We start from the raw sequence: 23189 nt of genomic DNA on the forward strand, positions 1-23189 counted from the left end.
ACCGGCCCTACAACGCGTCGCGGCCGCGTTCTCCGGTGCGGACGCGGACGACGGTCTCCACCGGCGTGACCCAGATCTTGCCGTCGCCGATCTTGCCGGTGTGCGCGGCGTCCCGCACCGCTTGGACCGCGGCGTCGGCCTGGTCGTCGTCGAGCAGGATCTCCAGCCGGTACTTCGTGAGGAAATCGACCTCGTACTCCGCGCCCCGGTAGATCTCGGTGTGGCCCTTCTGCCTGCCGTATCCGCGGACCTCGGTCACCGTCATCCCGGCGACGCCGAGCTCCTGCAGCGCGAGCCGGACGTCGTCCAGCACGAACGGTTTGACCACGGCGGTCAGCAGCTTCATCGGTTCTCCTCGCGCGCCGGCCGGTGCGATCCCGGCGCGAAGGGCGCGCTCCCCCGGCGGCCGGACTGGACTGCCAGCTCGTACGCGCCTTCGGCGTGCTCGGCCTCGTCGACACCGTCGATCTCGGCCTCGCGGTCGATCCGGAATCCCATGAACTTGTGCATGACCCAGCCGATCAGGAAGGTCATCGCCAGCGAATACCCTAGTACCGCCAGGGTTCCGGCGGACTGGCGCCACAGCTGGCCGAACCCGCCGCCGTAGAACAGGCCGTTCACGCCTTGCGGATCCACGCTCACCGTCGCGAACAAGCCGATCAGCAGCGTCCCCACGAACCCGCCGAGCCCGTGCACCGCGACCACGTCGAGCGAGTCGTCGAACCCGAACCGGTACTTCAGCCCCACCGCGAACGAACACACCACGCCGGCCACGGCTCCGATCGCGATCGCACCGATCGGTTCGACGTACGCGCAGCCCGGGGTGATTCCCACCAGCCCGGCGACCGCGCCGGAGGCGGCGCCGAGGGTGGTCGGCTTCCCGTCGCGGACCTGCTCGACGAGCAGCCAGCCCAGCACCGCGGCCGCCCCCGCGACCGCGGTGTTGAGGAACGACGTGGCCGCCAGGTTCTTCGCGGCCAGCGCGGACCCGGCGTTGAACCCGAACCAGCCGAACCACAGCAGCCCGGCCCCGAACATCACGAACGGCAGGTTGTGCGGCCGGACGGCCTGTTTCGGCCAGCCGTGCCTGCGCCCGAGCACGATCGCCAGCGCCAGCGCGGCCGCCCCGGAATTCACCTCGACGACGGTGCCGCCCGCGAAGTCGAGCACGTGCAGCCGCGCGGCGATCCACCCGTCGGGGGCGAAGACCCAGTGCGCCACCGGCAGGTAGACCACGGTGACCCACACGACGGAGAACACCGTCCAGGTCCAGAACCTGGCCCGTTCGGCGATCGCGCCCGCCAGCAGCGCCACCGTGATGATCGCGAACATCATCTGGAAGGCGACGAACGCGAACAGCGGCACCTGGTTGCCCGCCGGGCCGACCGCCTGTTCGGCGACCCCGCGCAGCCCCGCCAGCCGCAAGGTGCCGAGCAGCCCGCCGAACCAGTCGGAGCCGAACGCGAGCGAGTACCCGTAGGCCACCCAGACGAGGCCGACCGTCGCGAGGCAGACGAACGTCATCGCCATCACGTTCAGCACGCTCCGGGCGCGCACCATCCCGCCGTAGAACAGCGCGAGCCCCGGCGTCATCAGCATCACCAGCGCCGCACTGCCCAGCAGCCACGCCGTGCTTCCGGTGTCCACCACCCGCGGACTCACCTCGTTTCGTCGCCCGGACGGTGAAGCTAACCGGGCGGTGTTACCGGGATGTTTCCGTCGTGCTTCCGCCAGTCGCTCCCAGTCCGGCGAAACGGGCCAACCGGCCGAATCGCACGGCAAGCCGGGCAATCGGCCCCGCCGACCTCAACTCGCGTCCATTGTGGACATCCGCCCGCGCGCGCCCGGCGCGGCCGCTCCCGGCACGCCGGGCAATTCACCCGTTCTCGGTCACCGAGATCGCGGCTCCGGGGCAGACGGTGGCGGCTTCGCGGACGGTCGCGTGCAGTTCCTCGCCGGGGTGTTCGTCGAGCAGGAGCACGATGCCGTCGTCCTCGCGCTGGTCGAACACCTCCGGCGCGAGCAGCACGCAGGTGCCCGCGCCGCAGCACCGTTCCTCGTCCACGGCGACCTTCATCGGCGGTTCTTCCTTTCGTTCGGCGACGCGGTGACCGGCGCCTGCCACAGCCCGATCAAGGCGTCGATCAGGCCGGTGGCGGCTTCGTTCCAGCCGGGCCGCGGGGTGGAAGTGTTCTCGGCGAGCGCGCGTTCGCGTTCGGCGGTGAGGTGGACAAGCAGGGTGCGGGTCATGTCGCTGCGTTCGGCGGCCGCTTCGGCCGGAAGGTCGGGCAGCCGCTGCTGCAGGCCGTCGACGATCCGCGCCAGCGACGGCGACGACAGCGACTCCTCGACCACGATCGGCCGCAACGTCGGATCCGCCATCGCCTGTTCGGTGAAGCGGGCATACCAGGTCGGGCTGCCGAGCGCGGCCAGGTGCTCGGCGAGCGGGCGCACCAGGCAGTCGAGCCAGTCCCGCAACTCCGCGCTCTCGCCGATCTCGGCCAGCCTCCGCTGCCGCAACTCCTCGACCGCGGCGGAGTGCTTGCGCGCGATCGCCCGCACCAGATCGGCCTTCGTCCCGAAGTGGTAGCCGACGGCGGTGTTGTTGCCCTGCCCCGCAGCCTCGCTGACCTGCCGGTTGGACACCGCGAGAATCCCGTGCTCGGCGAAAAGCCGCTCCGCGGCAGTCAGGATCAGCTCCCGGGTCGCGTGCGCTCGCTCCGCCCGCAACGGCTTGTCGACGGCTTCGTTCATGAAACTCACCATCGCACGGGCAGTTCCCGCAGCCCGCCCACGGCCAGCCCCTCGATCCTGCGCAATTCCTCCGCCGGGACCGCGAGTTCCAGCGAGGGCAGCATCCGCAGCAGCACCTCCAGCGCCACTTGCAGTTCGGTGCGGGCCAACGGCTGGCCCAGACAGGCGTGCGCACCGGCACCGAACGCCAGATGCGGGTTCGGGCTGCGGTGCAGGTCCATCTCGGCGGCGGCCTCGAACGCGGTCTCGTCGCGGTTGGCCGCGGCCATGCTGCACATCGCCGTGGTGCCGCTCGGCAGTACCGTCCCGGCGACCTCGAAATCCTCGGTGAGATAACGCAACATGCCCACGCCCGCATTGGCGTCCCAGCGCAACGCCTCCTCCACCGCCGTGCGCACCAGCGACGGATCCGCGACCAGCTGCTCCCAGCGCGTGCGGTCGGCCAGCAGCATCGCGACCATCTTCGCGATCATGTTCGCCGTCGTCTCGTGCCCCGCGATCAGCAACCCGATCCCGGTCGCGGTCAGCAACGCATCCGACCAGCGCTCGCCCTCGGCGTCGGTGTCGGCGATCAGCGCGCTCAGCAGATCCTCGCCCGGCTCCGCGCGCTTCGCCGCGATATGCGCACCCATGTACTCGCCGAACTCGGCTTGCGCGGCGTCGAATTCTTCCTGCGTGTAGCGAGTCATGCTGAGCATCACGTCGGACCAGTGCGCGAACCGGTCGCGATCGGAGTCCGGGACGCCGAGCATGTCGCAGATGACCCACACCGGCAGCGGAAACGCCAGCCCCGCCTTCAGATCCGCCGGCCCGCCCTTCGCGACCATCTCCCCGATCAACTGCTCCGCCATCGCCGCGATCCCCGGCCGCAGCGCGTTCATCCGCTTCGCGGTGAACCACTTCCCGACCATCCGCCGCCAGTTCAGATGCGCCGCGCCGTGCTGCGGCATCACCGTCGCCATCTCGCTGTTGAACACGCCGCCGCTCTCGGTATCGGCGACCCGCGCCGCGTCGTCCGCCGGAGTCGGACGCGTGAACCGCCGATCCGACAACACGCTCTTCACATCCGCATAACGAGTGATCAGCGCCGCCTCGTCCCCACTGGCCAGCCGCACCTTCGCGACCGGACAGCCCTCCCGCAGCTTCGCCCACTCCGCCGGCGGCTCCAGCGCCCCCGGCGCCTCGAAGGGAAACCGCGGCACCTGCTCCGCGTCGCTCTGGCGCATTCACGACCTCCTGCTCGGACCGGCAACCGCCCCGAGCATGGCCGAAGCCGCCGACTAAGTCAATCAGCTGACTTAACTTGAAGGTGCACCGCGACCCCGGAACAAGCAGGACCCACTAGGTCGTTCCGCTCGACCAGGCACGCGCCGCCGCACCGGCCCGCCGGCGGCGCGGGCACCCGCATCGCCGGTCAGCGCCCTCGATTCCCCCGGCACCGCGGCAGGCGTCGGCTCAACCGGCTTGCCCGGCGTGAAGGGCCAGTTCGGCCCAGACGGTCTTCCCGCCCGGCCGGGGCGACTGGCCCCAGCGCTCGGCGATCGCGTCGATCAGAACCAAGCCCCGCCCCCCTCCCGCGTACCCTCCCCGGGAACGGGCGAGGTCCGGAAGCGAGTCGGACACCTCGATCAGGATCCGGTCGCCCCGCAGCGACAAGGTCAGTTCGCTGGGCGGGCGAGCGTGCCGCATGGCGTTGCACACCATCTCGTCCAGCACGAGACGCAGATCGGCGACCGCGTCCGCGCCCGTGTGCGGGCGATGGCGCCGCACGAAGGCCACCGCCCGGCCCCGGACCCGGCGCAATGTCGTGAAGTCCTCTTCCAGCGCCATGCGCAGCCGAGCGCCCGCCTGCCGCACCGGCTTCGCTCCGGCAGGCAGACGACTCCGCTGGAACTCGTCCACACTCACGCTCGGCCTCCCTCCCGGGCCCGCTGCACGCCCGCTCCCAGAGCATTCTCGCTCTCGGCTATTCCCCGTCGCCCTCTGCGTACCCAGCGGGCAGAGAAGGCGAAACGGAAACTCCGGAAATGAGAGGAAAGCCGCCGCCGCAAGGGATTCCCGGCCGCAGGCCGGGGTTTCCGGGGCCGGGTTTGACCTGTGCCCCGCACGGGTATCCGCTGCTCGCGGTCCCCGGATTCGTCTCCGCGAACTGTTTCGCGGAGCCGGACGGAACTGTTTTCCCGATCATGACCGCGTTCGGAAACATTCGCTGAGACGAGACGAGGTCATCGACATGAGCGACACCGCCGGAAACAAGGCCGAGGAAATCAAGGGCAAGGCGAAAGAAGCGCTCGGCAGCGCCACCGGGAACGAACAGTGGCAGGCCGAAGGCAAAGCAGAGCAGGCGAAGGGCGCTCTCAAGCAGGCGGGAGAAAAGGTCAAGGACGCCGTCAAGAACGTGAAGAATTGACGCGCGCTTTCGGCGGCCGGAACCGCGGTTCCGGCCGCCGAAGCGTGACGGGGCTCTCTCTTCGCGGTCCGAAATGCGCGGGACACGGGCGAGCCCGCAGGCCGCTTTCCCCGGACGGGTAGGATTCTGCGGTGCTGCCGGGTGGCCGGGCAGGGAAAGAGGGGCCCGAAGTGACCGACGCCGACATCCGCGTTGACGACGGCTGGGAAGCCGACCGGATCGCGTTCTGCGCGGAACCGGCCGCGGACGGCTGGGCCCGCAGCGGCGTGGCTCTCGAAGGGCCGCTCGCCCGGCAGTTCGGCACGCTCGCGGTTCTCCTGCTCGACGCGGACTCCCTGCACGAAGCGATGGAGCGCGTGGTGTCCGCCGCGCTGCGGATCGTGCCGCAAGCCGATCTCGCCAGCATCACCCTGCGCTCGGCCGACGGCGGGTTCCACACCCCGGTCCGCACGCACGAGGCCGCCGAGGAACTGGACCGGATCCAGTACCAGGTCGGCGAAGGGCCGTGCCTGGAAGCCGCCCGGCGCGAGCGGCCCGGGTACGCGCTGGCCAACAATCTTCCGGAGTCCGACGGCTTCCCCGAATTCGGCGCGCGCGCCGGACGGCTCGGGTTCGGCTCGCTGCTGGCCACGACGCTGCTGCCGGACGCCAAGTCCGATCTGCCGCCCGGCGCGATCAACCTCTACAGCCACGAGGCCGGGGCCTTCGACGGCGACGCCGTCGACAGCGCGCTCGTCCTGGCCTCCCACGCCTCGCTCGCCCTCTCCGGTTCCGCCGCGCACACCGCGGCCGCCCTCAAGGAAGTCCACCTCAAGCGCGCCGTGGACAGCCGCGACCTCATCGGCCAGGCCAAAGGCATCCTGATGAACCGCCGCGGGATCTCCGCCGACGAAGCGTTCGACATCCTGCGCCGCACGTCCCAGGATCTCAACGTCAAGCTGGTCGAACTCGCGCACACCGTGACCGAACGGCACCGCGAACTCGACCTCTGACTCCCGTCGGATTGCCCGCGGAAGGCGTGAATTCCCGGCGAGCGGGTAGCCCGAGACCAGGGTCGGCCTCCGGCGCGCAGGAGACCGGGACCGAGGTTCCGCCGGTCAAGACCCGCGGCCGGCGGAACCGCCCGGAAGAGGGTTGAAGAAGACCGCGAGCGGGTATCCGCCGCGGGTCGTGGCCCTTGGGACGGCAAGGGACACTGGGAGCAGTCGACGACCGTCCCCGAGGCGAGAACGAGGTGAAGGACCGCTCCGCGTGTCCTGAGTGTGGTGGATCTGAAGCGGGCGGACACCGATTCGCGCTGGAGTACAGCACCATGTCCGGTGCTGGTCACGGATGCCGATGGCACCCTTGTCGCGCTCAATGCCGCGGCGGAGCGGTTGCTTCCGGGCATTACGGCCGGTGTGGTGCTCGCTGAGGCGATGCCCGGCTGGCCGGTCGGCGTGCACGACGGCGTCCTCGAGGGCGTCCGCGGCGCAGGCGAACCCTGGGAGCGCGGTTACGAGGTGCACCCGGTTGCGCACGACGACGGAACGACCACGTGGTGGCTGACGGAAAACACTGACGCGCGCCTCGCCGAAACGGCTTTGCGCACCGAACGGCGGCGGGCGCAGTTCCTCGCCGAGGCTTCGACGGCGTTGCTGGGATCCCTGAACCTGCAACGGTGCATGCAGGTCGCCGGGAAGCTGGCGGTGCAGCACCTCGCCGACGCCGCGCTCCTGATCACTCCCGCCGGGCGCCACCGCGTGCCGGCGATGCTGTGCGTACGGGACCGCGAGCCGGAAGAAGTCGAACTGGCGGCCGATCTCTCCGAGGTGCCCGGGCTCGCCGAGGCGCTCCAAGGGTTTCCGCCGGTCCCGTCGCGGTGGATCGACCCCGCGTCCGCGCCGGAGTGGCTGATCCCGGCGGGATTCGGCGACGTGGGCTCGATCGTGGTGACGCCGCTGCCCGGGCACGGCGTGCCCGCGGGCGCGCTGGTTCTCCTGCGGAAAGCCGAACGCGCGGCGTTCAGCGAGGACGAGGAGATCTTCGCCCGGTTGTTCGCGGCCCGCTCCGGGGTGGCGATGTCCGCCGCGCGGATGTTCGCCCAGCAGTCGTCGATGACCGAAACGCTGATGCGCGAACTGCTTCCGCCCGCGGTGCGCGAGGTGGCCGGCGCCGAGTTCGCCGGGCGGTACCGCGCCGCGCTCGACTCGGAACGCGTGGGCGGCGATTTCTACGACGTCTACCCCGCGGCCGACGACAGCCAGGAATCGCTGGTCGTGCTGGGCGACGTGTGCGGCAAGGGCATCGAAGCCGCGGTGCTCACCGGCAAGGTCCGCAACACGCTGCACGCCCTGCTGCCGCTCGCCTCGGACCACCATCGCGTGCTGAGCATGCTCAACGACGCGCTGCTCAGTTCGCACCACACCCGCTTCGTCACCCTCGCGCTCGCATCCGTCTCGCGGCTCGACTCGGGCCTCCGGATGCGGCTGACGTGCGCGGGTCATCTGCCGCCGCTGATCGTCCGGGCCAACGGAGAGGTCGAGGTCGTCGAGACGATCGGCACCGTCGTCGGGGTCCTGCCCGAGATCGCCACGACGACGGTCGAAGTCACGCTGGCGCCCGGCGAGACGTGCCTGCTCTACACCGACGGCATCACCGAAGCGCGCGGCGGTCCGCTGGGCAGCGAGATGTTCGGCGAGGACCGCCTGCACGAGGCGTTGACCCGGTGCGCGGGCATGCCCGCCGAGGCGATCGTCGAACACGTCCACATGCTCGCGGCCGAATGGGCGCGCGAACGCAGCCACGACGACATGGCTCTCGTCGCGGTCACCGCGCCGCGCGGCCAGCGGCTGTCCGCGGTCGGCGGTTCGGGCCGCGGGAGGTACACCGCCGCATGAACACCCCGGACAAACCCCGCGGAGCCGTTCTCGACGGCCAGCCCGCGTCGGTCGAGCACGTCGCCGCCCGGCTCTGGGACGCCGCGGTCGACGGCGACGAGGACACGGCAGGCGAAATCGCATTGCGCGCCCTGCGGTCCGGAATGACCGCGGAAACCGTACTCCTCGACGTCATCGGCGCGGTACAACGGAAAGTCGGCGAGGAATGGGCGGCCAACCGCCTGACCGTCACCCAGGAACACTCGGTCACCGCGATCAACGACCGCGTGGTCGCCGCCGTGAGCCGCGCCGCCGGCCCGGCGCCGAATCCGCCGCTCGCCCGGGTGACCGTCGCCTGCGTGGACGGGGAATGGCACGCGCTGCCCGCCCGGCTGCTCGCCGAAGTGCTGCGCTCGCGCGGATTCCGCGTCGACTACCTCGGAGCGCAGGTGCCGGCGTCGCACCTGATCGCGGACCTGCACCGCACCGGCCCGGACGCTGTCGCGCTGTCCAGTTCGATCCCGACGCGGCTGCCCGCGGCGCACGCCACGATCACCGCGTGCCAAGCGGCCGGAGTCCCGGTCATCGCGGGCGGGGCGGCGTTCGGGACCGACGGCCGCTACGCCCGGCTGTTCGGCGCCGACGCCTGGGCCCCCGACGCCCGCGCCGCAGCCGACCTGCTCGCCGGGAGTCCGCCGGGCCCGCCCCGCAGCGCCCACCAGGCCGTTGACGATCTGCCGCACTTGCTCGACCAGGAATACACGATGATCTCGCGGACGTCGGCGCAGCTGGTGAAAGCCGTGTTCGCCGGACTGCGGGAGCGGATTCCCGCCTTGGACCGGTACACCGAACTCCAGTTGCAGCACACGGTCGAGGACCTCGCGAGCATCGTCGACTACCTCAAAACCTCCGTCTACGTCGACGATCCCGAGCTGTTCACGGGTTTTCTCCGCTGGACCGCGGACATCCTCGCCGCACGCGGGGTCCCGGCCGGGTACCTCACGCCCGCCCTCGACCTGCTCGGCGACGAGCTGCGGGACTTCCCCCGCGCCCGCGCCACCCTCGCCCGCGCGCGAGCCGGAGGCCGCCCATGACGCCGCCGAGCCCGCTCGCCTGCACGTGGACCACGCCGCGTCCTCGGACAGTTCGGCTGACTGTGCGCGGCGAACTCGATTACGACAGTCAGCACCTGCTCGTCCGGACCGCCCGGGAGATGCTGGCGGCGCATCCGGAGTGCCGCAGCGTGCGCCTCGACTGCGGCGAACTGGCCTTCTGCGATTCCTCCGGGCTGGCCGGCCTGCTGATGGTCAGCAGGCTCGTCCGCTCAGCCGGTGCCTCGCTGTACCTGGACAACCGGTCCGCCGAACTCGACCGGCTGCTCCGCCGCACCAACCTCCTCGACCACTTCACCGCGCCGACCGCCGAAACCACGCACCGGCGCCAAGATTCCTGACCGCTGCGGTCACTCCCGCTCCAGCTCCCCGTGCCGGCCGGTCAGAGTGCGCGCCACCTCGACCAGCTTCACGTTCAGGTCCTGGGAGGTCCGCCGCAGCAGGTCGAACGCTTCATCGGCGGTGAGGCCCTCCCGGTTCATCAGGATGCCCTTGGCCTGCCCGATGACGTCGCGGGTGTCGACGGCTCGCCGGAACTCCGCGCGGCGCAGTTCGGCGCTCTTTCGCAGGTGGGTGTTCGCCAGCGCCAGCGACGCGTGCGTCGCCAGCAGCAGGGCGATGCGGCGGTCGGTCTCGGCCAGGCTGTCCGGGCGGCGGGAGTAGACGGTCAGCGAGCCCGCCGCCCGGTCGAGGCCAGGAGCGGCCGGGAGTGCGGTGGAAAACGCGGCGCGGCAGCCGAGTGCGCGCGCCGCGGCGGCGAACCGGGGCCATCGGGTCTCGGCCGCTAGATCCGCGCTCGCGACGTAGCTCGGGCTGTGCGCACGGGCCGCCTCCACGCACGGGCCTTCTCGGTCGCGGTACTGGATCCGGTCCAGCTCGGCGGCGGTCTTCCCGGTCCGGGCGGCGGTGGAAAACCGGCCGTCGGAGCCCAGCACGGTGACGCTGACCCAGTCCGCTCCGGCGACTGCCGCCGCGGTCGCTTCCACGACCTCTCGCAACACGTCCGCGGCTGAGTTCGCGGACAGCAGCATCTTGCTCAGCGACTCGAACCTGCTCGCGGCGTCCGGCTTCGCTCGGTCCGGTTCGCCGGTCACCAGGTTCCGTTCGGCCGCACCGGGTTCGCTTTTCAGCGCGATCGCCGTCCGAACGAAGCTACGGCTGCCAGGGAAACGAACTTGCTCGGCTTTGTCCCCGTGCAGCGTCGACGACGGCGACTCGCCGTACGCGGCCCGGTAGTGGGCGGCGAACACACTGGGCGCGTAGCCCCATCGGGCGGCGATCCGCGCGACGGTGTCCTGCTCCGGCACCGCGGCACGCAGTTCCGCGCGAGCGCGGTCGAGCCGTGCCCGCCGCAGGTAGGCCATCGGGGTCGTGCCGAGGTGCCGGCGGAAGGCCAGCTGCACGGCGCGGGCGGAGACCCGAGCCGCCGCGGCGATCTCCGCGATGTCGATGGGCCGGTGGAGATTCGCTTCGATGAAGGAGATCGCGCGGCGAAGGGTCTGCGAATGCGCGTCGAGGCCGTCTCCGGGATGCTCGGCGGACGCCGTGTGCGGGAACGCGTTCAGCACGGCCACGGCGAGGTAGCGCGCGACCGTCGCCACGGCCAGCGGATTCTCCCCGACGCCGGGCACGCCGAGGACGTCGTCGCGCAGATGCGCCACGGCGGACCGCAGGTGCTGGGCGGCGCCGGCGTCGACCGGCCGGTGGCCGAGCAGCCGTACCGGACTGTCGACGCCCGCCGCCTGGCTCAACAGGGCCGGGTCGAACATGGTGATGCTGTACTTGGCGCGCGCGACCCGCCCGGTGTAGGACCGGTCCGGCGGCGAGAACGACACCAGATCCCCGGGGCCGAACGTCTCCGCTTCCGGCCAGCCGTCCACGCGATGGTCCTCGATCGTGCCCGATTCGACGTCGCACAGGCAGATCGTGCCCAGCGGTTCGACGGCGTAGCTCATCTCGAAGGACAGGTCGAGCTGGTCGGCGCTCAGCCCGTCGACCGCGTGCCTGCTGATGTGCGTGCCCGCGCGGCCGGTGTCGCTGCCGATCCGCATCGGCGCGTACGCGCTGCTCAAGAACGCTTCGGTGCGGCTGAGATCGTCGCTGTCGAAGGCGAGCGACCGCACCGCGCCGCCCGCCGCGAACGGCTGCCGGACAGCTTCGGCCAGCGCCTCCGCCGGCGACGCGGCCCGCCGGACGGCCGCGCCCGGATCGGCGCTGTCCAGCACCTCCGCCGTGCCCTGGTCCGATGCCGCCACCAGCACGCAGTCGCGCTCGCGGGCGAACGAGACCAGCGCCCGGGCCAGCAGCTCGGTCAGCGGCTCGACGCCCCGGAGGTCGACCACTACGCGCGTGCCCGGCGGGACAGCGCGGCCCGCTGCGTGCAGGGCCGCCACGATTTCGGCCGAGTGAGTCGTCGCGAGCCGGTCCGGCAAGGTCAGCACCACGGCATCCCCGAGCTGCCGAGGGGTGATCTTCAGGTCCGTCACGGCAGCCGCACGACCACGCCCGGTCCGGACTCGGCTGCGCGTCTGCGCGCTGGACGGGATGCTCGGCACTCGGCGGTCGCCACACGCACTCCTAGGAGCGGGCCGGACCGGGCGCAGGGCGCGCCTCAGCCAGGGGATTGTGGACGCTGCCTGCTTAACGCACCGAGGAAAAAGCCTACCCGGCACGATCTTCCGCCGGAGCGGGGCACGCCGGAACCCGAACGCGGGAGTTCCCCGCCGAACTGTCTACTGTGGACTACCGCCGCACCGGCCCGGTCAGCCGCGCGGCCCGGCGGCGCGGCGAAGCCGGTTCGCGATCGCGAGACCCAGCCCCTTCTCCTCCGGAAGCGACGCGACGATCAAGTCGCACCCCGCCCGGTCCAGCTCGCGCAGAAAGCCGTAAAGACCGCGCGCGTACTCGGCCGGCGAAGCCGGAACCGCCACCACAGCCCGCGCCTCGGGCACTGCGCCGTCCAAGGAAGGCGGCAGGAAGACGCCCACCTGGTGCCCGAGCTTTCGCGCACGTTCCGCTTCGGCGGCCACCCGGCCTGGCTCGACGAGAACGACCCGGGCCCGCGGCGCGTAATGCGACGGATGCTGGCCGGGAACCCGGATCGGGCTCACCGACGGCACCTCGAGGGAACTCCCGAGCACGGCCTCCAGGTCTTCCCGGGGCACGCCGCCGGGCCGCAGCACGCTGAGGGTGTCGCTGGTGGCGTCGACGATGGTGGACTCGACCCCGACCTGGCAGGGGCCGCCGTCCAGCACGAAATCGACGGCATCGCCCAGCTCCGCGCGGACGTGGCCGGCGGTGGTCGGGCTGACCGAGCCGAACCGGTTGGCCGACGGGGCCGCCGCGCCGCCGCCGAACGCCGACAGCAGCGCCAGCGCCACCGGATGGTCCGGGACGCGCACCCCCACCGTCTCCAGGCCGCCGGTCGTCGCCGACGACACCCGGGGGCCGCGCCGCAGCACCAAGGTGAGCGGACCCGGCCAGAAGTGCTGGGCCAGCAGCCGCGCGGGCCCGGGCAGCTTCTCGACCCAGCCGTCCAAGTGCTCGGCGCCGGCGAGGTGCACGATCAGCGGATGCGTGGACGGACGGCCCTTCGCCTGATAGATGCGGGAAACCGCGGCCGGATCCGAGGCGTCGGCGCCGAGGCCGTAGACCGTCTCGGTCGGGAAGGCCACCAAGCCCCCGGCGCGCAGCACCCCGGCCGCCTTCTCGATGTCGCCAGCTGCCGCGGTCACGCTCGCACTCTCCTGCCAGACGGATAGCTTTTCCTCGCCCGTCAGCCTAAGCCGCGCGTGCGCGGCGGCTTCACCCGGCGGCGAACCGGGCCTCCACCGTCGACCCGGCCGGGTCCGAATGCATCCGCACCAGATCCGCGAGGTGGTTCACCAGCAGCAGTCCCCGGCCGCGGACCTGGTCCGGGGAAGCCGGGACGCGCCCGGCCATCGGATCCGCCAGCCATCCCTCGTCCCGGACCTGGCAGACCAGCTCGCCGTCGGCGAAACCCAGCCGCACCACCGCGGATCCGCTGCCGTGCTCGACGCTGTTGACCGCCAGCTCCGACACCGCCATCACCGCGTCCTCGACCCGGTCCTCGGCGAGGCCGTGCCGCCGCGCTGTCTCGGCGGTGACCACGCGGAGGCCGACGAGGTCGGGTTCGGCGACGACGAAGGACCGGGCGCCGGGCGGCGGCGGCAGCTCGCGGTTGTAGTCGGCGACCACCGCGTCGGGCGCGTAGTCGCCGCTCGAGCGCCACTCGCCCGCGCCGTCGATCAGCCAGGGATGCGTCCGGAGCGCGTCGGCCAGCTCGGTCGCGCCCAGCGCTTCGGCGTCGTAGGGGCACAGAATGGTGGCCCAGCGGCCCTCGAACGCCAGGTTGATCAACGCCTCGTGCTGCGCGCACGCCGGGTACTCCGCGGGCGACCGGCCCGCCCAGACCGGCTCCCCGACGATCCGCACGTGCTGGTCCGGATGCCCGTCGGCGAACGCGCGCAGCACGCCCGGGATGATCCGGCCCGGATTGCGGCCCGCCTCGGTCATGTCGACCAGCAGCACCCGGTCCGCGTCCGCGCCCAGCTCGGCGCGCACCAGGCTCACGTGCTCCGGCGGCGCGGCGACCGCGACCGGCTCGCCCGTAGCCAGCCCGTCCCGGACGAACGAGACGACACCGGCCGTGAACTCGTCGGCGCCTCGGTAGAACAGCGCCGGATGCAGGAACGCCTGATTTGCGTACCTCACAGACACCCCGCAGGAAACAACGACCTCTCCGCGGGCACCACGATCACTACCTCGCCTCTGCCGTCCGCCGGACAGCTCGGTTCCCCTGTCCGGTCAAGGCTAACTCAGCCGTCGGACAGTTCCGCACGCCCGACCGGACCGCACGGTGCGGCGGGCCCGCCAGCCTGCCCGGACTTCCTTCGCCGCTCAGGCGAGGTCGAGCACTGTCTTTCCTCGCCCGTGTCCGGAATCGAGCCGTTCGTGGGCCTCGCGCACCTGGCCGAGCGGCAGGACCTGGTCCACGACGGGACGGGCCTGGCCTCGTTCGAAAACCGGCGTCAGCTCCTCCAGCCGGCGGCGCTCCCGGGTGAGCATGATCCCGTGCAGCTGCTGATTCCGCTGGTACAGGGAGCGCAGTTCGCCGTCAGGCGGAAGCACCGTCGCGATCCGGCCGAACGCCCGGGTCGCATCCGAGCTCTTCGCGACGTTTTCCCCGCCGACGAGGTCGAGCACCGCGTCAGCGCCCTTGCCGCCGGTGTGCTCGAACGCCGCCTCGACCGGATCGGTCTCGTGGTAGTCGATCGGGACGGCGCCGAGGTCACGCAGCAGGTCCTGGTTGTCCGGACCCGCCGTGGCCAGCACCCGGGCGCCGGCGGCGATCGCGAACTGCACGGCGAACGAGCCGACCCCGCCCGCACCGGCGTGCACCAGCACCGTCTCCCCCGGCCGGACCGCCAACCGGCGGACGATCGCCTCCCAGGCCGTCCCGCCTGCGAGCGGGATCGCCGCCGCCTCGACGTGGCTGAGCCCGCGGGGTTTGAGCGCCGCGATGGCCGCCGACACGACGTTCAGCTCGGTATAGCTGCCCAAACGCGACGTCAGCTCCGGGGTGTAGAACACCTCGTCGCCCTCGGCGAAGTCAGTCACACCGGGGCCGGCTGCCGCCACGACGCCCGAGACGTCGCCGCCCAGCACCGCGGGCAGTTCCAGATCCGGGATCGCGACCCCCTGCCGGATCTTCGCTTCGACCGGGTTCGTCCCCGACGCGAACACCCGGACCAGGATCTCGCCCGGTCCCGGCTCGGGACGCTCGACCTCGCGCAGCGTCAGGACGTCCGGGCCGCCGAACTCCGCCATCACCACAGCTTGCACAGACATTCCGCCCTGATACCCGGCGCCGGCGCGGCGAAACGTCGTCCCCGGGCGGCGTTTGCCGATGCGGCGCCTGGGTAGCCGTCTCGCGTACCCGGACGAAAGGACAGGACGTGGGACTGCTCGACGACCGGGGCCGCTGGTCCGGCCGGGTGTTCACCGGCGAGTGGACGCGCACCGGCGCGGCAGCGGCCTCGACCGAACCCGCCACCGGCGACGAACTCGGCCAGGTCGGCACTGCCACCGCTGACGACCTCGCCCGTTCCGCTTCCGCAGCGGCCGAGCACGGACCGGACTGGGCGCACGCCGACTACCGCGAGCGGGCCCGTGTCCTGCGGCGCGCCGCGGCCCTGTTCGAGCAGCACCGCGGCGAGATCGCCGGCTGGCTCACCCGCGAGGCCGGGAAGACCGCCGCCGCCGTCGAGTTCGAACTGGACCTCACCCTCGACGAACTGCACGAAGCCGCGTCGCTGGCGAGCGCGCCGTGGGGCACGCTGCTGCCCACCACGCAGGAAGGCCGCACCAGCATCGCCCGGCGCGTCCCCTTCGGCGTGGTGGCGGTGATCGCGCCGTGGAACTTCCCGCTCGTCCTCGCCATGCGCTCCGTCGCCCCGGCGCTCGCGACCGGCAACGCCGTCCTGCTCAAACCCGCCAGCGACACCGCGATCTGCTGCGGCGTCGTCGTCGCGCGCCTGTTCGAGGAGGCCGGACTGCCCCCGGGCGTGCTGCACATGCTGCCCGGCAAAGGCAGCGAACTCGGCACCGCCGTCGCCGACGACCCGCACATCGCCATGATCTCCTTCACCGGCTCGACCCCGGTCGGGCGCGAACTGGCCGAGGCCGCGGCGGGCGGGTTCAAGAAGTTCGTCTCGGAGCTGGGCGGCAACAACGCGTTCGTCGTGCTCGACGACGTCGACGTCCCGGCCGCCGCGGCCGCTGGCTCGTTCGGCAGCTTCGTCCACCAGGGCCAGGTGTGCATGGCCGTCGGACGCCACCTGGTCTCCGAGAAGATCGCCGACGCCTACGTCGAAGAGCTCGCCCGCCTCGCGGACGGGCTGCGGGTCGGCGACCCCCGTGCGGACGTCGATCTCGGCCCGGTCATCAACTCCGGACAGGCCGACCACATCGAAGACGTCGTCAAGCGATCGGTCGACGCGGGCGCGGAAGTCGTCGCCGGCGGGGATCGCGACGGGCTGTTCTTCCGCCCGACCGTGCTCGCCGGGGTCTCCCCCGACATGCCGGCGTTCGCCGAGGAGATTTTCGGGCCGGTCGCGGTCGTCACCACATTCGCCGACGACGACGAAGCCGTCCGCCTGGCCAACGCGACACCCTACGGCCTGGTCGCCGGAGTCCACAGCGGATCCTCCGCGCACGCGCGCGCGGTCGGCGACCGGCTGCACGCCGGGATGATCCACGTCAACGACCAGACCGTGAACGACGAAACCCTCGCGCCGTTCGGCGGGATCGGCGATTCCGGCGGCAGCAGCCGGTTCGGCTCCTTCGTCAACCTCGACGAATTCACCCGCTGGCAATGGGTGACCGTCCGGGACGAGCAAAGCCGGCCCCAGCTCTGAACCTCGGCGAAAGGAAAAGACGCCATGACGCTGCCCCTGCTCGAAAGCCACCCCGAACACCTGGGCGGACCCGACCCGGCCGCGATCGCGAACTGCGTCGGCGAATGCCTCGCCTGCGCCAGCGCGTGCACGGTGTGCGCCGACGCCTGTCTGTCCGAACGGGATCCGGCCAGCATGGTCCACTGCATCCGCACCGATCTCGACTGCGCGGACCTGTGCACCGCGACGGCGCGCGTGCTGTCCCGCCGGAGCGGGACGAAGACCGTCCTCGACGCACTGCTGCGGGCCTGCGAGCAGGCGTGCCGGGCCTGCGCCGACGAATGCGGACGGCACGCCGCCCAGCACCGCCATTGCGCGCTGTGCGAAGAAGCCTGCCGCAGCTGCTCGGACGCTTGCCAGCAGCTGCGCGACCATCTCGTGGGCGCCGGGGAGTGATCCGCCATGACCGAATTCGAACGCGAGCGGCGAGTCGCCGCCGACGCGGGCACGGTGTTCCGCGCCGCGGCTGATCGGTCCACTTTGGACCGCTGGTTGCCCGGCACGGTGTCGGTGCACCCGGCGGAGCCTCCCGGCGTCGACGTCGACGTAGCCGGTTCGACCGGCGAACCCGGGCTGCTGCGCGAACGCCGCGACCAGCTCCGGCTGGAATGGGGGCGGCGGGGCAGCCCGGACTACAGCGGCTGGCTCCAGGTGGCGTCCGCCGAAGGCGACACCAGCTACGCGACGTTGCACCTGTCCTTCCACGGCGACGATCCGCGCAACCACGGCGGCGAACCGGCCGAAGACGTCGACCGGCAGCTGCGCGAGTCTCTCGACCGGCTGGCCGCGCTGGTCGAGAGTTGAACGGCCGACGGTTGCCCGCGGCCGTGCCGGGTATCTCCGCCCGCATGGAGACGTTGCTCGGGATCTACCTCAACGACCAGCTCGCCATGGGACTCGCCTGGCGCGAGCTGGCCCGCCGGGCCGCCCGCAACAACCGGGGCACCGAATTCGAGACGCCGCTGCGCGAGGCGGCGTCGGCGATCGCGGAGGACGTGGAGACGTTCCGCGGCGTCATGCAGGCGGTGCCGGTGCGGGCCAACCCGGTCAAAGCCGGAATCGCGATCGTGGCCGAACGGCTGGGACGGTTCAAGCCGAACGGCAGGATCACGGCGTACTCGCCGCTGAGCCGGTTCTGGGAACTCGAAGCGCTGGCCATGGGGATCGAGGGCAAGAAGATCCTGTGGACCACGCTGTGGGACTCGGCGAACCTGGGAAAGCGGCTGGCCGACGTGGACTTCGACGCCCTTCTCCTCCGCGCGGACCGGCAGCGCTCGCTGCTGGAACCGGCGCGGGTGCGGGCCGCCGAGGAAGCGTTCACCCGGCGCTCCTGAACGGGCGGCGAAGCGGGCCTGGCACAACGGGATCCCCCGTCGGCCCGGCGCGTGGTTGTCGGAATTCCGCGACGGAGCTACCGTGGCAGCGACACGGTTCAGCCAGGAGCCGCCCGCCCAGCACAAGCGAGGCAGTCCAGCGCCGGCCCGCCTCCACCGGTCCGCAGGAGGCCCCCGATGACCCGCCCCGTTCGTCCTGCCAGGCTGCCCACGCGCGCAGACGTCACCGTCAGCACCACCGATGACGTCACGGTCGTCGCGGCATCCGGCGACCTCGATTCCTCAAGCGCTGAAAGGTTTTTCGAGTACACCGTCGCGGCGATGGCGCACTCCCCCGGCGGAGTGGTCGCCGATCTGGGAGCTGTGACGTTCTGCAGTTGCCGCGGGCTGTCCGCCTTGATGGCAGCCGACCACGCAGCTCACCTCGCGGAGGTGCCCTTCACGGTGCTGGCGCACCAACGCGCCGTGCTGCGTCCCCTCCGGCTGCTCGGCCTCGACCGGACCCTCGACGTCCGGGTCGGCGCCAGCCTCGTTCCTCTGCCCCGCAAGGGAATCTCGTAACGATCGGCGGTTTGCCCCGTCGACAGCCGGGTAACCGGAGAATTCGGCAAGATTCCGCTGAACTCCGAGGAAAGGCGCCCATGGCTGCTGCAGCGCATTACGTCGAGGTCAACGCTCCCGCGCAGGCGTGCTACGACTGGTGGCGTCCGCTGACCCGGCTGCCGGAACTGTTCTCCGACGTCCAGTCGGTCGAAGCCCTCGACCGCGAGGGGACCCGCACCCGGTGGAAGGTCGACGGACCGGCGGGGTCCACAGTGGAATGGCAGGCCCGGATCGTCGAAGACGCGCCGCCGCGCAAGATCGCCTGGACCACCGTGGACGACGCCGATCCGGACGTGCGCAACTCCGGCGTCGTCCGGTTCGAGGACAAGGGCCACGGCCGCACCGGCGTGGAGATCTCGCTCGAATACCAGCCCCCGGCGGGCAAACTCGGCGAGGCGGTCGCGTCGCTGCTGGCCGATCCGCAGAAGAAGGTCGAGCGGGCCGCCGACCAGTTCCAGACCGTCATCGAAGCCCGCTGAGCGCTCTTCGGAAAGGCCGTCCCGCGACCACCGTCCCGCGCCCTTTCACTGTCAGCCCAGGCCCTCGCGCGGTTCTCGCCCGTCTGGCCGATGCGCTCGACCGCCTGCCTGACCATTCCCGAGACCGTCCGCATGCCCCGCGGCCGGTCTCGGGACGAATTCCTCTATCCGCCCGGAGCCGCCGCCCGGCACCATGGACCTCTTCGTCCGGCACCTCCCGATGCGCGACGACGAAAGGGCCAACCGTGACGGTCACTCTGGAGCAACCAGCGACATACGACCTGGTAGGACACGACATTCAGCTCGCCGGCGTGGCCGGCGGCGCGTTCGAAGCCGGTTTCAGCTACCGCATCCACGAAGGCCACGACGAGGTGACCGGCGGTTTCCTGGCCGGCGACGGTTCGGGCGGACACAGCCAGTTCCAGCTCGTCGTCGACGTCAGCCGCGCGGCCTTCAAGCTCGACCGTCTCTTCGTCGAGGTCTTCCACGTTTCCGCGAACGACGGAGCGGAACTCGAAAAAACCGTCGTGCCCGTCGTCTTCGGGCCGAAAATCGTCCCGGGCTACCGCAATTACCTCGAACACACCGTGGCGCAAGGCGAGACGCTCTGGAGCATCGCCAAGAAATACTACGGCTCCGGCAACCTCTACTACCGCCTCGCGGCGGCGAACCCCGGCACGATCACGAATCCGAACGTCATCAGCCCGGGGCAGGTCGTGCGCGTACCGCAAGGCGACTGACGACGCCGGACCGAATAAGAGGGGCGGCCGGTCTCCGCGAGCCCGCCGCCCCGGTGCGTTCTTCACCGACGAGACGAGGAACCCGCAGCAAGCGATCGAGGCGCGAACACGTCTCTCCTCGAAAATGCGAACTTCGAACCCGGCGCGGAATCCTGGTTCCGCTGCGACAAGTCCGAGGCAGTGAACTTCAGCGCGGAAAAGAACGTCTCCCTCGCGAAATCCGGAGACGCTTCTCTCAAGCCCCGGACCGCCGGCAAACGCGGTTCCCTGGCGCAGGACTTCACTCGAAGGCGTCCAGCGCCACGGCCCTCGCCTATCTGCCGGGTCCGCTGCTCCCCCGGCCGACGGCGTCAGCCCGTCTGGTCGTCAAGGCTGCGGGTGAACGCGACCCGGTCCAAGCCCGGCCCGTCGTAATCCGGAAGCACCCCGGACACCTCGAACCCGAGCCGCGCGTGGTACGCGCGCGAAGCGGCGTTCTGCGGACTGGTGATGCACTTCACCTTCCGCACCCCCGATTCCCGCACCTGCCCGAAGAACCATTCGTACAGCGAACGGCCGATCCCCTGCCCGTGCAGTTCCGGGTCGACGCCGACGAAGTGGATGTAGGCGGTGTCCGGGTCGGTCTGCGAGACGAAGCCGATCAGGAACGCCGCCAGCGTCCCGTCCGGACGTTCCACCAAGCGGCTCGTGGTGGTGAAATGCTGGAAGTACAGGCGCGGCACCAGCAGCGCCCGCTCCTTCGCGCCGGCTTCGCCCTTCAGCCCGCCCCACCACGGTCCCAGTGCGGCGAGCACGCGCGCGTGGTCGTTTTCGGTCGGCTGGCGGAAAGTCAGGTCGGCACTCATGCCCCGACCCTCTCGTTTTCGCGCCCGCCGGGCAACCTGGTTTACCGGCGCGGGTCTACGTGGATCTTCGGCGCCCCCGGCGGTCGCTGCCCGCCGAGCACTGCCGCGACGTCGCCCAGCCCGACCGTCGCCGCCACCAGCGGCCGCGGATCCACCTCGCCGGAGGCGTACGCGTCGATCGCCTGCGCCAAGCCCGGCGAACCGCTCAGCACGCCGATCGCGGTGACGTCCTTCAACGCCAGCATGCGGGTGTCCAGCAGGCTCGGCCGTCCGGACAGTCCGATGCAGACGATCCGCCCCGCCGGTTCGACGACCTCGGCCGCGAGCGCGGGGGCGGAGGGATCGCCGGTCGCGTCGACCACCGCGTCGAAAGGCGGCTCCGGAACGTTCGTGCTGGCGGAAAAACCCAAGCCGCGCGCGAATTCCACCGACCACGGCGTCGCGCCCACCAGATGGACCTCGCTGCCCGCGGCCTGGAGGAACAGGGCGGTGAGCAACCCGATCGTCCCCGGGCCGAGCACGAGCACCCGTTCTCCCGCGGCCGCTCGCGCTGCCCGGCAAGCGTTGCCGCCCGGTTCGGCCAACGCGCCCGCGACGGGATCCACCGTGTCGGGCAGTTCGTGCAGCGAGCGCACCGGCACGGCGAGGCGTTCGGCGAGCGCTCCCGCCCGGCCGCCGCGGATCCCGACCTCCTGCCGGTCCGCGCAGACGTGCTGGCGCCCGCCCCGGCACCGCCGGCAGTCGCCGCACCCGAGCATCGTGTCGCCGGTGACGCGGCGGCCGACCCACGCCGGATGCACGCCCCGGCCGACCTCCGACACCGTGCCGCACCATTCGTGGCCGAGCCGCATCGGGTACTCGGCGTGCCCGTCGGCGAGGTACTGCATCTCGCCGGTGAAGAACTCGACGTCGGTGCCGCACACCCCGGCCCGCTCCACGTCGACGACCACCTCGCCGACCCCGGCGGCCGGCTCCGGCACCTCGGCAGGCCCGGCCTCCCCCGGTCCGGTCACCACGAACGCCCGCATGGCCCCGATCGTAGCCGCGCTCAGCCGGTCACGCGCTCGCGCAAGAACGCCGCCGTCGCCGGATCGGCCGGGTAGAACGACTCGATCACCAGCTCGGCGACCGTCACGTCCAGCGGCGTCCCGAAGGTCGCGACCGTGCTGAAGAACGTCAGCTCCAGATCCCCGTGCCGGTAGCGCAGCGGCACGAAAATGTCGCCCGGGCCAGGGATCTCCACCTCGGGGACCTCGTCGTCGCACGGATATCCGCGCAGTTCCTCCAGCAGTTCGGCCAGCCCGGCGTCCGCGGTCTGCTCGACCTGACGGCGCAGCCTGCCCAGCAGATGGGCCCGCCACTCCCCCAGGTTCAGCACCCGCGGCGCCATGCCGTCCGGGTGCAGGGTCGCGCGCAGGACGTTCACCGGGCCGGTCAGCAGCGACGGCGCGATGCCTTCGGTGAGCACGCCGAGGCTGAGGTTGGCGTCGACGAGGTTCCAGCCGCGGTCGACCACCGCGGCCGGGTACGGGTCGTGCCCGGCGAGCAGCCGCCGGACGGCCTCGCGGATCACGGTCATCTCCGGCGCTCCGATGTCGGACTCGCCGTAGGCGGGCGCGTAGCCCGCGGCGAGCAGCAGGCGGTTGCGTTCGCGCAGCGGGATGTCGAGGTGCTCGCCCAGCCGCAGCACCATGTCCCGGCTCGGCTTGGACCGGCCGGTTTCCACGAAGCTCAGGTGGCGCGTCGAAATGTCCGCCGAAATCGCGAGGTCGAGCTGGCTGATGCGGCGGCGGTCGCGCCATTCCCGGAGCAGTTCGCCGATCGGGGCCTTCACCGTGGTCGTCACGCGTCCGACGCTACGGCGTCGCCCGCCGGGAGACCATTACTCCCGAGGTAACGGCGCGTGCACCACCAGCGCCTCGGCGAGCGGTTTGCGGTCGAGGTCGGGCACCTCGCAGTCCGGCGCGGGATAGCCGACCGGGAACAGGATGTACGGCCGTTCGGTGACCGGGCGCTCGAAGACCTCGTTGAGGAAACCCATCGGGTTCGGCGTGTGGGTGAGCGTCGCCAGGCCCATCGTGTGCAGTGCGGTGATGAACATGCCGCACGCGATGCCGACGCTCTCGTTGACGTAGTAGTTCTTCCGCAGCGAACCGTCCGGCAGCGGGGTGCTCTTCTGCGCGAACGCGACCACCAGCCACGGCGCGACTTCGAGGAATTCCTTGTGCTCGTCGGTTTCGAGCCGGGCGAGCGCCGCGTGCCAGTCCGGCGCGTTGCGTTCGCGGTAGAACTTCCGCTCCTCGACCTCGGCCGCCTCGCGCACCGCGCGCTTGACGTCCGGGTCGGCCGTCGCGACGAACGTCCACGGCTGGTGGTGCGCCCCGCTCGGCGCGGTGTTCGCGATCCGGACCGCGGTCTCGATCGCTTCGAGCGGCACCGGGTCCGGCGAGAACCAGCGGACCGACCGGCGCCGGTCGAGCAGCCGGTACAGCTCCTGCCCGCGGGCGAGGCTCTCCTCCGGGGACAGCCGCGGCGGCGTGTAGGGGACGAACGGGTGCTTGTGCCGGGTCATGCCC

At 71.5% G+C, this 23189-nt stretch carries 26 protein-coding genes; 12 read left to right on the forward strand and 14 right to left on the reverse strand.

From position 1 onward, the window contains the following. Positions 1 to 7: 7 nt before the first annotated feature. From L3Q65_RS14735 to L3Q65_RS14760, 6 genes are all read right to left on the reverse strand, one after another. On the reverse strand, positions 8 to 346 hold the full coding sequence (locus L3Q65_RS14735) for a P-II family nitrogen regulator (protein ID WP_182889096.1): 339 nt from the start codon (positions 344 to 346) through the stop codon (positions 8 to 10). After that, on the reverse strand, positions 343 to 1650 hold the full coding sequence (locus L3Q65_RS14740) for an ammonium transporter (protein ID WP_237599993.1): 1308 nt from the start codon (positions 1648 to 1650) through the stop codon (positions 343 to 345). The genes L3Q65_RS14735 and L3Q65_RS14740 overlap by 4 nt, the downstream gene beginning before the upstream one ends. A gap of 226 nt (positions 1651 to 1876) precedes the next feature. Further along, the gene (locus L3Q65_RS14745; protein WP_182889094.1) at positions 1877 to 2077 is read right to left on the reverse strand and encodes a ferredoxin; all 201 of its coding nucleotides are present in this window, start codon (positions 2075 to 2077) and stop codon (positions 1877 to 1879) included. Then, entirely contained in the window at positions 2074 to 2754 is a 681-nt protein-coding gene (locus tag L3Q65_RS14750; protein ID WP_237599994.1) for a TetR/AcrR family transcriptional regulator, read from the reverse strand. Before L3Q65_RS14750 ends, L3Q65_RS14745 begins: the two co-directional genes overlap by 4 nt. A 5-nt stretch (positions 2755 to 2759) precedes the next feature. Continuing rightward, the gene (locus tag L3Q65_RS14755) at positions 2760 to 3980 is read right to left on the reverse strand and encodes a cytochrome P450 (protein ID WP_237599995.1); all 1221 of its coding nucleotides are present in this window, start codon (positions 3978 to 3980) and stop codon (positions 2760 to 2762) included. A 229-nt stretch (positions 3981 to 4209) separates the two neighbouring features. Next, the gene (locus tag L3Q65_RS14760; RefSeq protein WP_237599996.1) at positions 4210 to 4662 is read right to left on the reverse strand and encodes an ATP-binding protein; all 453 of its coding nucleotides are present in this window, start codon (positions 4660 to 4662) and stop codon (positions 4210 to 4212) included. A gap of 325 nt (positions 4663 to 4987) precedes the next feature. On the opposite strand from L3Q65_RS14760, the gene L3Q65_RS14765 reads away from it, so the two are divergent. The 5 genes from L3Q65_RS14765 to L3Q65_RS14785 all read left to right on the forward strand — a co-directional run bounded on the left by L3Q65_RS14765 (position 4988) and on the right by L3Q65_RS14785 (position 9475). Further along, positions 4988 to 5164, forward strand: a complete 177-nt coding sequence (locus L3Q65_RS14765; protein WP_237599997.1) for a CsbD family protein — start codon at positions 4988 to 4990, stop codon at positions 5162 to 5164. A gap of 170 nt (positions 5165 to 5334) precedes the next feature. Next, positions 5335 to 6156: a GAF and ANTAR domain-containing protein gene (locus L3Q65_RS14770; RefSeq protein WP_237599998.1), complete on the forward strand. Its 822-nt coding sequence runs from the start codon at positions 5335 to 5337 to the stop codon at positions 6154 to 6156. Between the two features lie 327 nt (positions 6157 to 6483). Next, positions 6484 to 8043, forward strand: a complete 1560-nt coding sequence (locus L3Q65_RS14775) for a GAF domain-containing SpoIIE family protein phosphatase (protein ID WP_237599999.1) — start codon at positions 6484 to 6486, stop codon at positions 8041 to 8043. Continuing rightward, positions 8040 to 9116, forward strand: coding sequence for a B12-binding domain-containing protein (locus tag L3Q65_RS14780; protein ID WP_182889089.1), 1077 nt, complete (start codon positions 8040 to 8042; stop codon positions 9114 to 9116). Before L3Q65_RS14775 ends, L3Q65_RS14780 begins: the two co-directional genes overlap by 4 nt. After that, the gene (locus L3Q65_RS14785) at positions 9113 to 9475 is read left to right on the forward strand and encodes an STAS domain-containing protein (protein WP_237600000.1); all 363 of its coding nucleotides are present in this window, start codon (positions 9113 to 9115) and stop codon (positions 9473 to 9475) included. Before L3Q65_RS14780 ends, L3Q65_RS14785 begins: the two co-directional genes overlap by 4 nt. A 9-nt stretch (positions 9476 to 9484) precedes the next feature. On the opposite strand, the gene L3Q65_RS14790 is transcribed toward L3Q65_RS14785, so the two are convergent. From L3Q65_RS14790 to L3Q65_RS14805, 4 genes are all read right to left on the reverse strand, one after another. After that, positions 9485 to 11620: an ANTAR domain-containing protein gene (locus L3Q65_RS14790; protein ID WP_304504561.1), complete on the reverse strand. Its 2136-nt coding sequence runs from the start codon at positions 11618 to 11620 to the stop codon at positions 9485 to 9487. A gap of 276 nt (positions 11621 to 11896) precedes the next feature. Beyond that, positions 11897 to 12868, reverse strand: coding sequence for an L-threonylcarbamoyladenylate synthase (locus tag L3Q65_RS14795; protein WP_182889087.1), 972 nt, complete (start codon positions 12866 to 12868; stop codon positions 11897 to 11899). A gap of 70 nt (positions 12869 to 12938) precedes the next feature. Further along, on the reverse strand, positions 12939 to 13868 hold the full coding sequence (locus tag L3Q65_RS14800) for a sensor histidine kinase (RefSeq protein ID WP_237600001.1): 930 nt from the start codon (positions 13866 to 13868) through the stop codon (positions 12939 to 12941). A 186-nt stretch (positions 13869 to 14054) separates the two neighbouring features. Continuing rightward, the gene (locus tag L3Q65_RS14805) at positions 14055 to 15005 is read right to left on the reverse strand and encodes a zinc-binding dehydrogenase (RefSeq protein ID WP_237600002.1); all 951 of its coding nucleotides are present in this window, start codon (positions 15003 to 15005) and stop codon (positions 14055 to 14057) included. A gap of 107 nt (positions 15006 to 15112) precedes the next feature. Here L3Q65_RS14805 and L3Q65_RS14810 point away from each other — a divergent pair, with 107 nt between their 5' ends. The 7 genes from L3Q65_RS14810 to L3Q65_RS14840 all read left to right on the forward strand — a co-directional run bounded on the left by L3Q65_RS14810 (position 15113) and on the right by L3Q65_RS14840 (position 19768). Continuing rightward, complete coding sequence (locus L3Q65_RS14810) at positions 15113 to 16573, forward strand: aldehyde dehydrogenase family protein (RefSeq protein WP_237600003.1); 1461 nt, start codon at positions 15113 to 15115, stop codon at positions 16571 to 16573. Between the two features lie 24 nt (positions 16574 to 16597). Continuing rightward, positions 16598 to 17008, forward strand: coding sequence for a four-helix bundle copper-binding protein (locus tag L3Q65_RS14815; protein WP_182889084.1), 411 nt, complete (start codon positions 16598 to 16600; stop codon positions 17006 to 17008). 6 nt (positions 17009 to 17014) lie between these two features. Further along, positions 17015 to 17416, forward strand: a complete 402-nt coding sequence (locus L3Q65_RS14820; RefSeq protein ID WP_182889083.1) for an SRPBCC family protein — start codon at positions 17015 to 17017, stop codon at positions 17414 to 17416. 44 nt (positions 17417 to 17460) lie between these two features. Next, complete coding sequence (locus tag L3Q65_RS14825; protein WP_237600004.1) at positions 17461 to 17946, forward strand: hypothetical protein; 486 nt, start codon at positions 17461 to 17463, stop codon at positions 17944 to 17946. A 177-nt stretch (positions 17947 to 18123) separates the two neighbouring features. Next, positions 18124 to 18507, forward strand: a complete 384-nt coding sequence (locus L3Q65_RS14830) for an STAS domain-containing protein (RefSeq protein WP_182889081.1) — start codon at positions 18124 to 18126, stop codon at positions 18505 to 18507. A gap of 80 nt (positions 18508 to 18587) precedes the next feature. Continuing rightward, entirely contained in the window at positions 18588 to 19028 is a 441-nt protein-coding gene (locus L3Q65_RS14835) for an SRPBCC family protein (RefSeq protein ID WP_182889080.1), read from the forward strand. Between the two features lie 245 nt (positions 19029 to 19273). Beyond that, the gene (locus L3Q65_RS14840; protein ID WP_182889079.1) at positions 19274 to 19768 is read left to right on the forward strand and encodes a LysM peptidoglycan-binding domain-containing protein; all 495 of its coding nucleotides are present in this window, start codon (positions 19274 to 19276) and stop codon (positions 19766 to 19768) included. 350 nt (positions 19769 to 20118) lie between these two features. Here the strand turns inward: L3Q65_RS14840 and L3Q65_RS14845 are convergent, their stop codons facing one another. Genes L3Q65_RS14845 through L3Q65_RS14860 form a run of 4 tightly spaced genes read right to left on the reverse strand, consistent with a single transcriptional unit; the run spans position 20119 to position 23185 of the window. Then, the gene (locus tag L3Q65_RS14845; protein WP_237600005.1) at positions 20119 to 20613 is read right to left on the reverse strand and encodes a GNAT family N-acetyltransferase; all 495 of its coding nucleotides are present in this window, start codon (positions 20611 to 20613) and stop codon (positions 20119 to 20121) included. Between the two features lie 41 nt (positions 20614 to 20654). After that, complete coding sequence (locus tag L3Q65_RS14850) at positions 20655 to 21641, reverse strand: zinc-binding dehydrogenase (protein WP_182889077.1); 987 nt, start codon at positions 21639 to 21641, stop codon at positions 20655 to 20657. A gap of 20 nt (positions 21642 to 21661) precedes the next feature. Beyond that, complete coding sequence (locus L3Q65_RS14855; protein ID WP_043834352.1) at positions 21662 to 22459, reverse strand: helix-turn-helix domain-containing protein; 798 nt, start codon at positions 22457 to 22459, stop codon at positions 21662 to 21664. A 36-nt stretch (positions 22460 to 22495) separates the two neighbouring features. After that, complete coding sequence (locus tag L3Q65_RS14860; protein WP_182889076.1) at positions 22496 to 23185, reverse strand: nitroreductase family protein; 690 nt, start codon at positions 23183 to 23185, stop codon at positions 22496 to 22498. Between the last annotated feature and the right edge of the window lie 4 nt (positions 23186 to 23189).

Origin of the sequence: Amycolatopsis sp. FU40 (assembly GCF_021903635.1) — a bacterium.
In the GTDB taxonomy this organism is placed as follows: Bacteria; Actinomycetota; Actinomycetes; order Mycobacteriales; family Pseudonocardiaceae; genus Amycolatopsis; species Amycolatopsis dendrobii.

Coding starts and splice junctions, on each gene's coding strand:
- L3Q65_RS14830 (WP_182889081.1), top strand. CDS start 18,124: ATGACCCGCCCCGTTCGTCCTGCCAGGCTGCCCACGCGCGCAGACGTC.
- L3Q65_RS14825 (WP_237600004.1), top strand. CDS start 17,461: ATGGAGACGTTGCTCGGGATCTACCTCAACGACCAGCTCGCCATGGGA.
- L3Q65_RS14755 (WP_237599995.1), bottom strand. CDS start 3,980: ATGCGCCAGAGCGACGCGGAGCAGGTGCCGCGGTTTCCCTTCGAGGCG.
- L3Q65_RS14735 (WP_182889096.1), bottom strand. CDS start 346: ATGAAGCTGCTGACCGCCGTGGTCAAACCGTTCGTGCTGGACGACGTC.
- L3Q65_RS14765 (WP_237599997.1), top strand. CDS start 4,988: ATGAGCGACACCGCCGGAAACAAGGCCGAGGAAATCAAGGGCAAGGCG.
- L3Q65_RS14805 (WP_237600002.1), bottom strand. CDS start 15,005: ATGTCTGTGCAAGCTGTGGTGATGGCGGAGTTCGGCGGCCCGGACGTC.
- L3Q65_RS14845 (WP_237600005.1), bottom strand. CDS start 20,613: ATGAGTGCCGACCTGACTTTCCGCCAGCCGACCGAAAACGACCACGCG.
- L3Q65_RS14835 (WP_182889080.1), top strand. CDS start 18,588: ATGGCTGCTGCAGCGCATTACGTCGAGGTCAACGCTCCCGCGCAGGCG.
- L3Q65_RS14785 (WP_237600000.1), top strand. CDS start 9,113: ATGACGCCGCCGAGCCCGCTCGCCTGCACGTGGACCACGCCGCGTCCT.
- L3Q65_RS14745 (WP_182889094.1), bottom strand. CDS start 2,077: ATGAAGGTCGCCGTGGACGAGGAACGGTGCTGCGGCGCGGGCACCTGC.
- L3Q65_RS14850 (WP_182889077.1), bottom strand. CDS start 21,641: ATGCGGGCGTTCGTGGTGACCGGACCGGGGGAGGCCGGGCCTGCCGAG.
- L3Q65_RS14860 (WP_182889076.1), bottom strand. CDS start 23,185: ATGACCCGGCACAAGCACCCGTTCGTCCCCTACACGCCGCCGCGGCTG.
- L3Q65_RS14820 (WP_182889083.1), top strand. CDS start 17,015: ATGACCGAATTCGAACGCGAGCGGCGAGTCGCCGCCGACGCGGGCACG.
- L3Q65_RS14815 (WP_182889084.1), top strand. CDS start 16,598: ATGACGCTGCCCCTGCTCGAAAGCCACCCCGAACACCTGGGCGGACCC.
- L3Q65_RS14780 (WP_182889089.1), top strand. CDS start 8,040: ATGAACACCCCGGACAAACCCCGCGGAGCCGTTCTCGACGGCCAGCCC.
- L3Q65_RS14750 (WP_237599994.1), bottom strand. CDS start 2,754: ATGAACGAAGCCGTCGACAAGCCGTTGCGGGCGGAGCGAGCGCACGCG.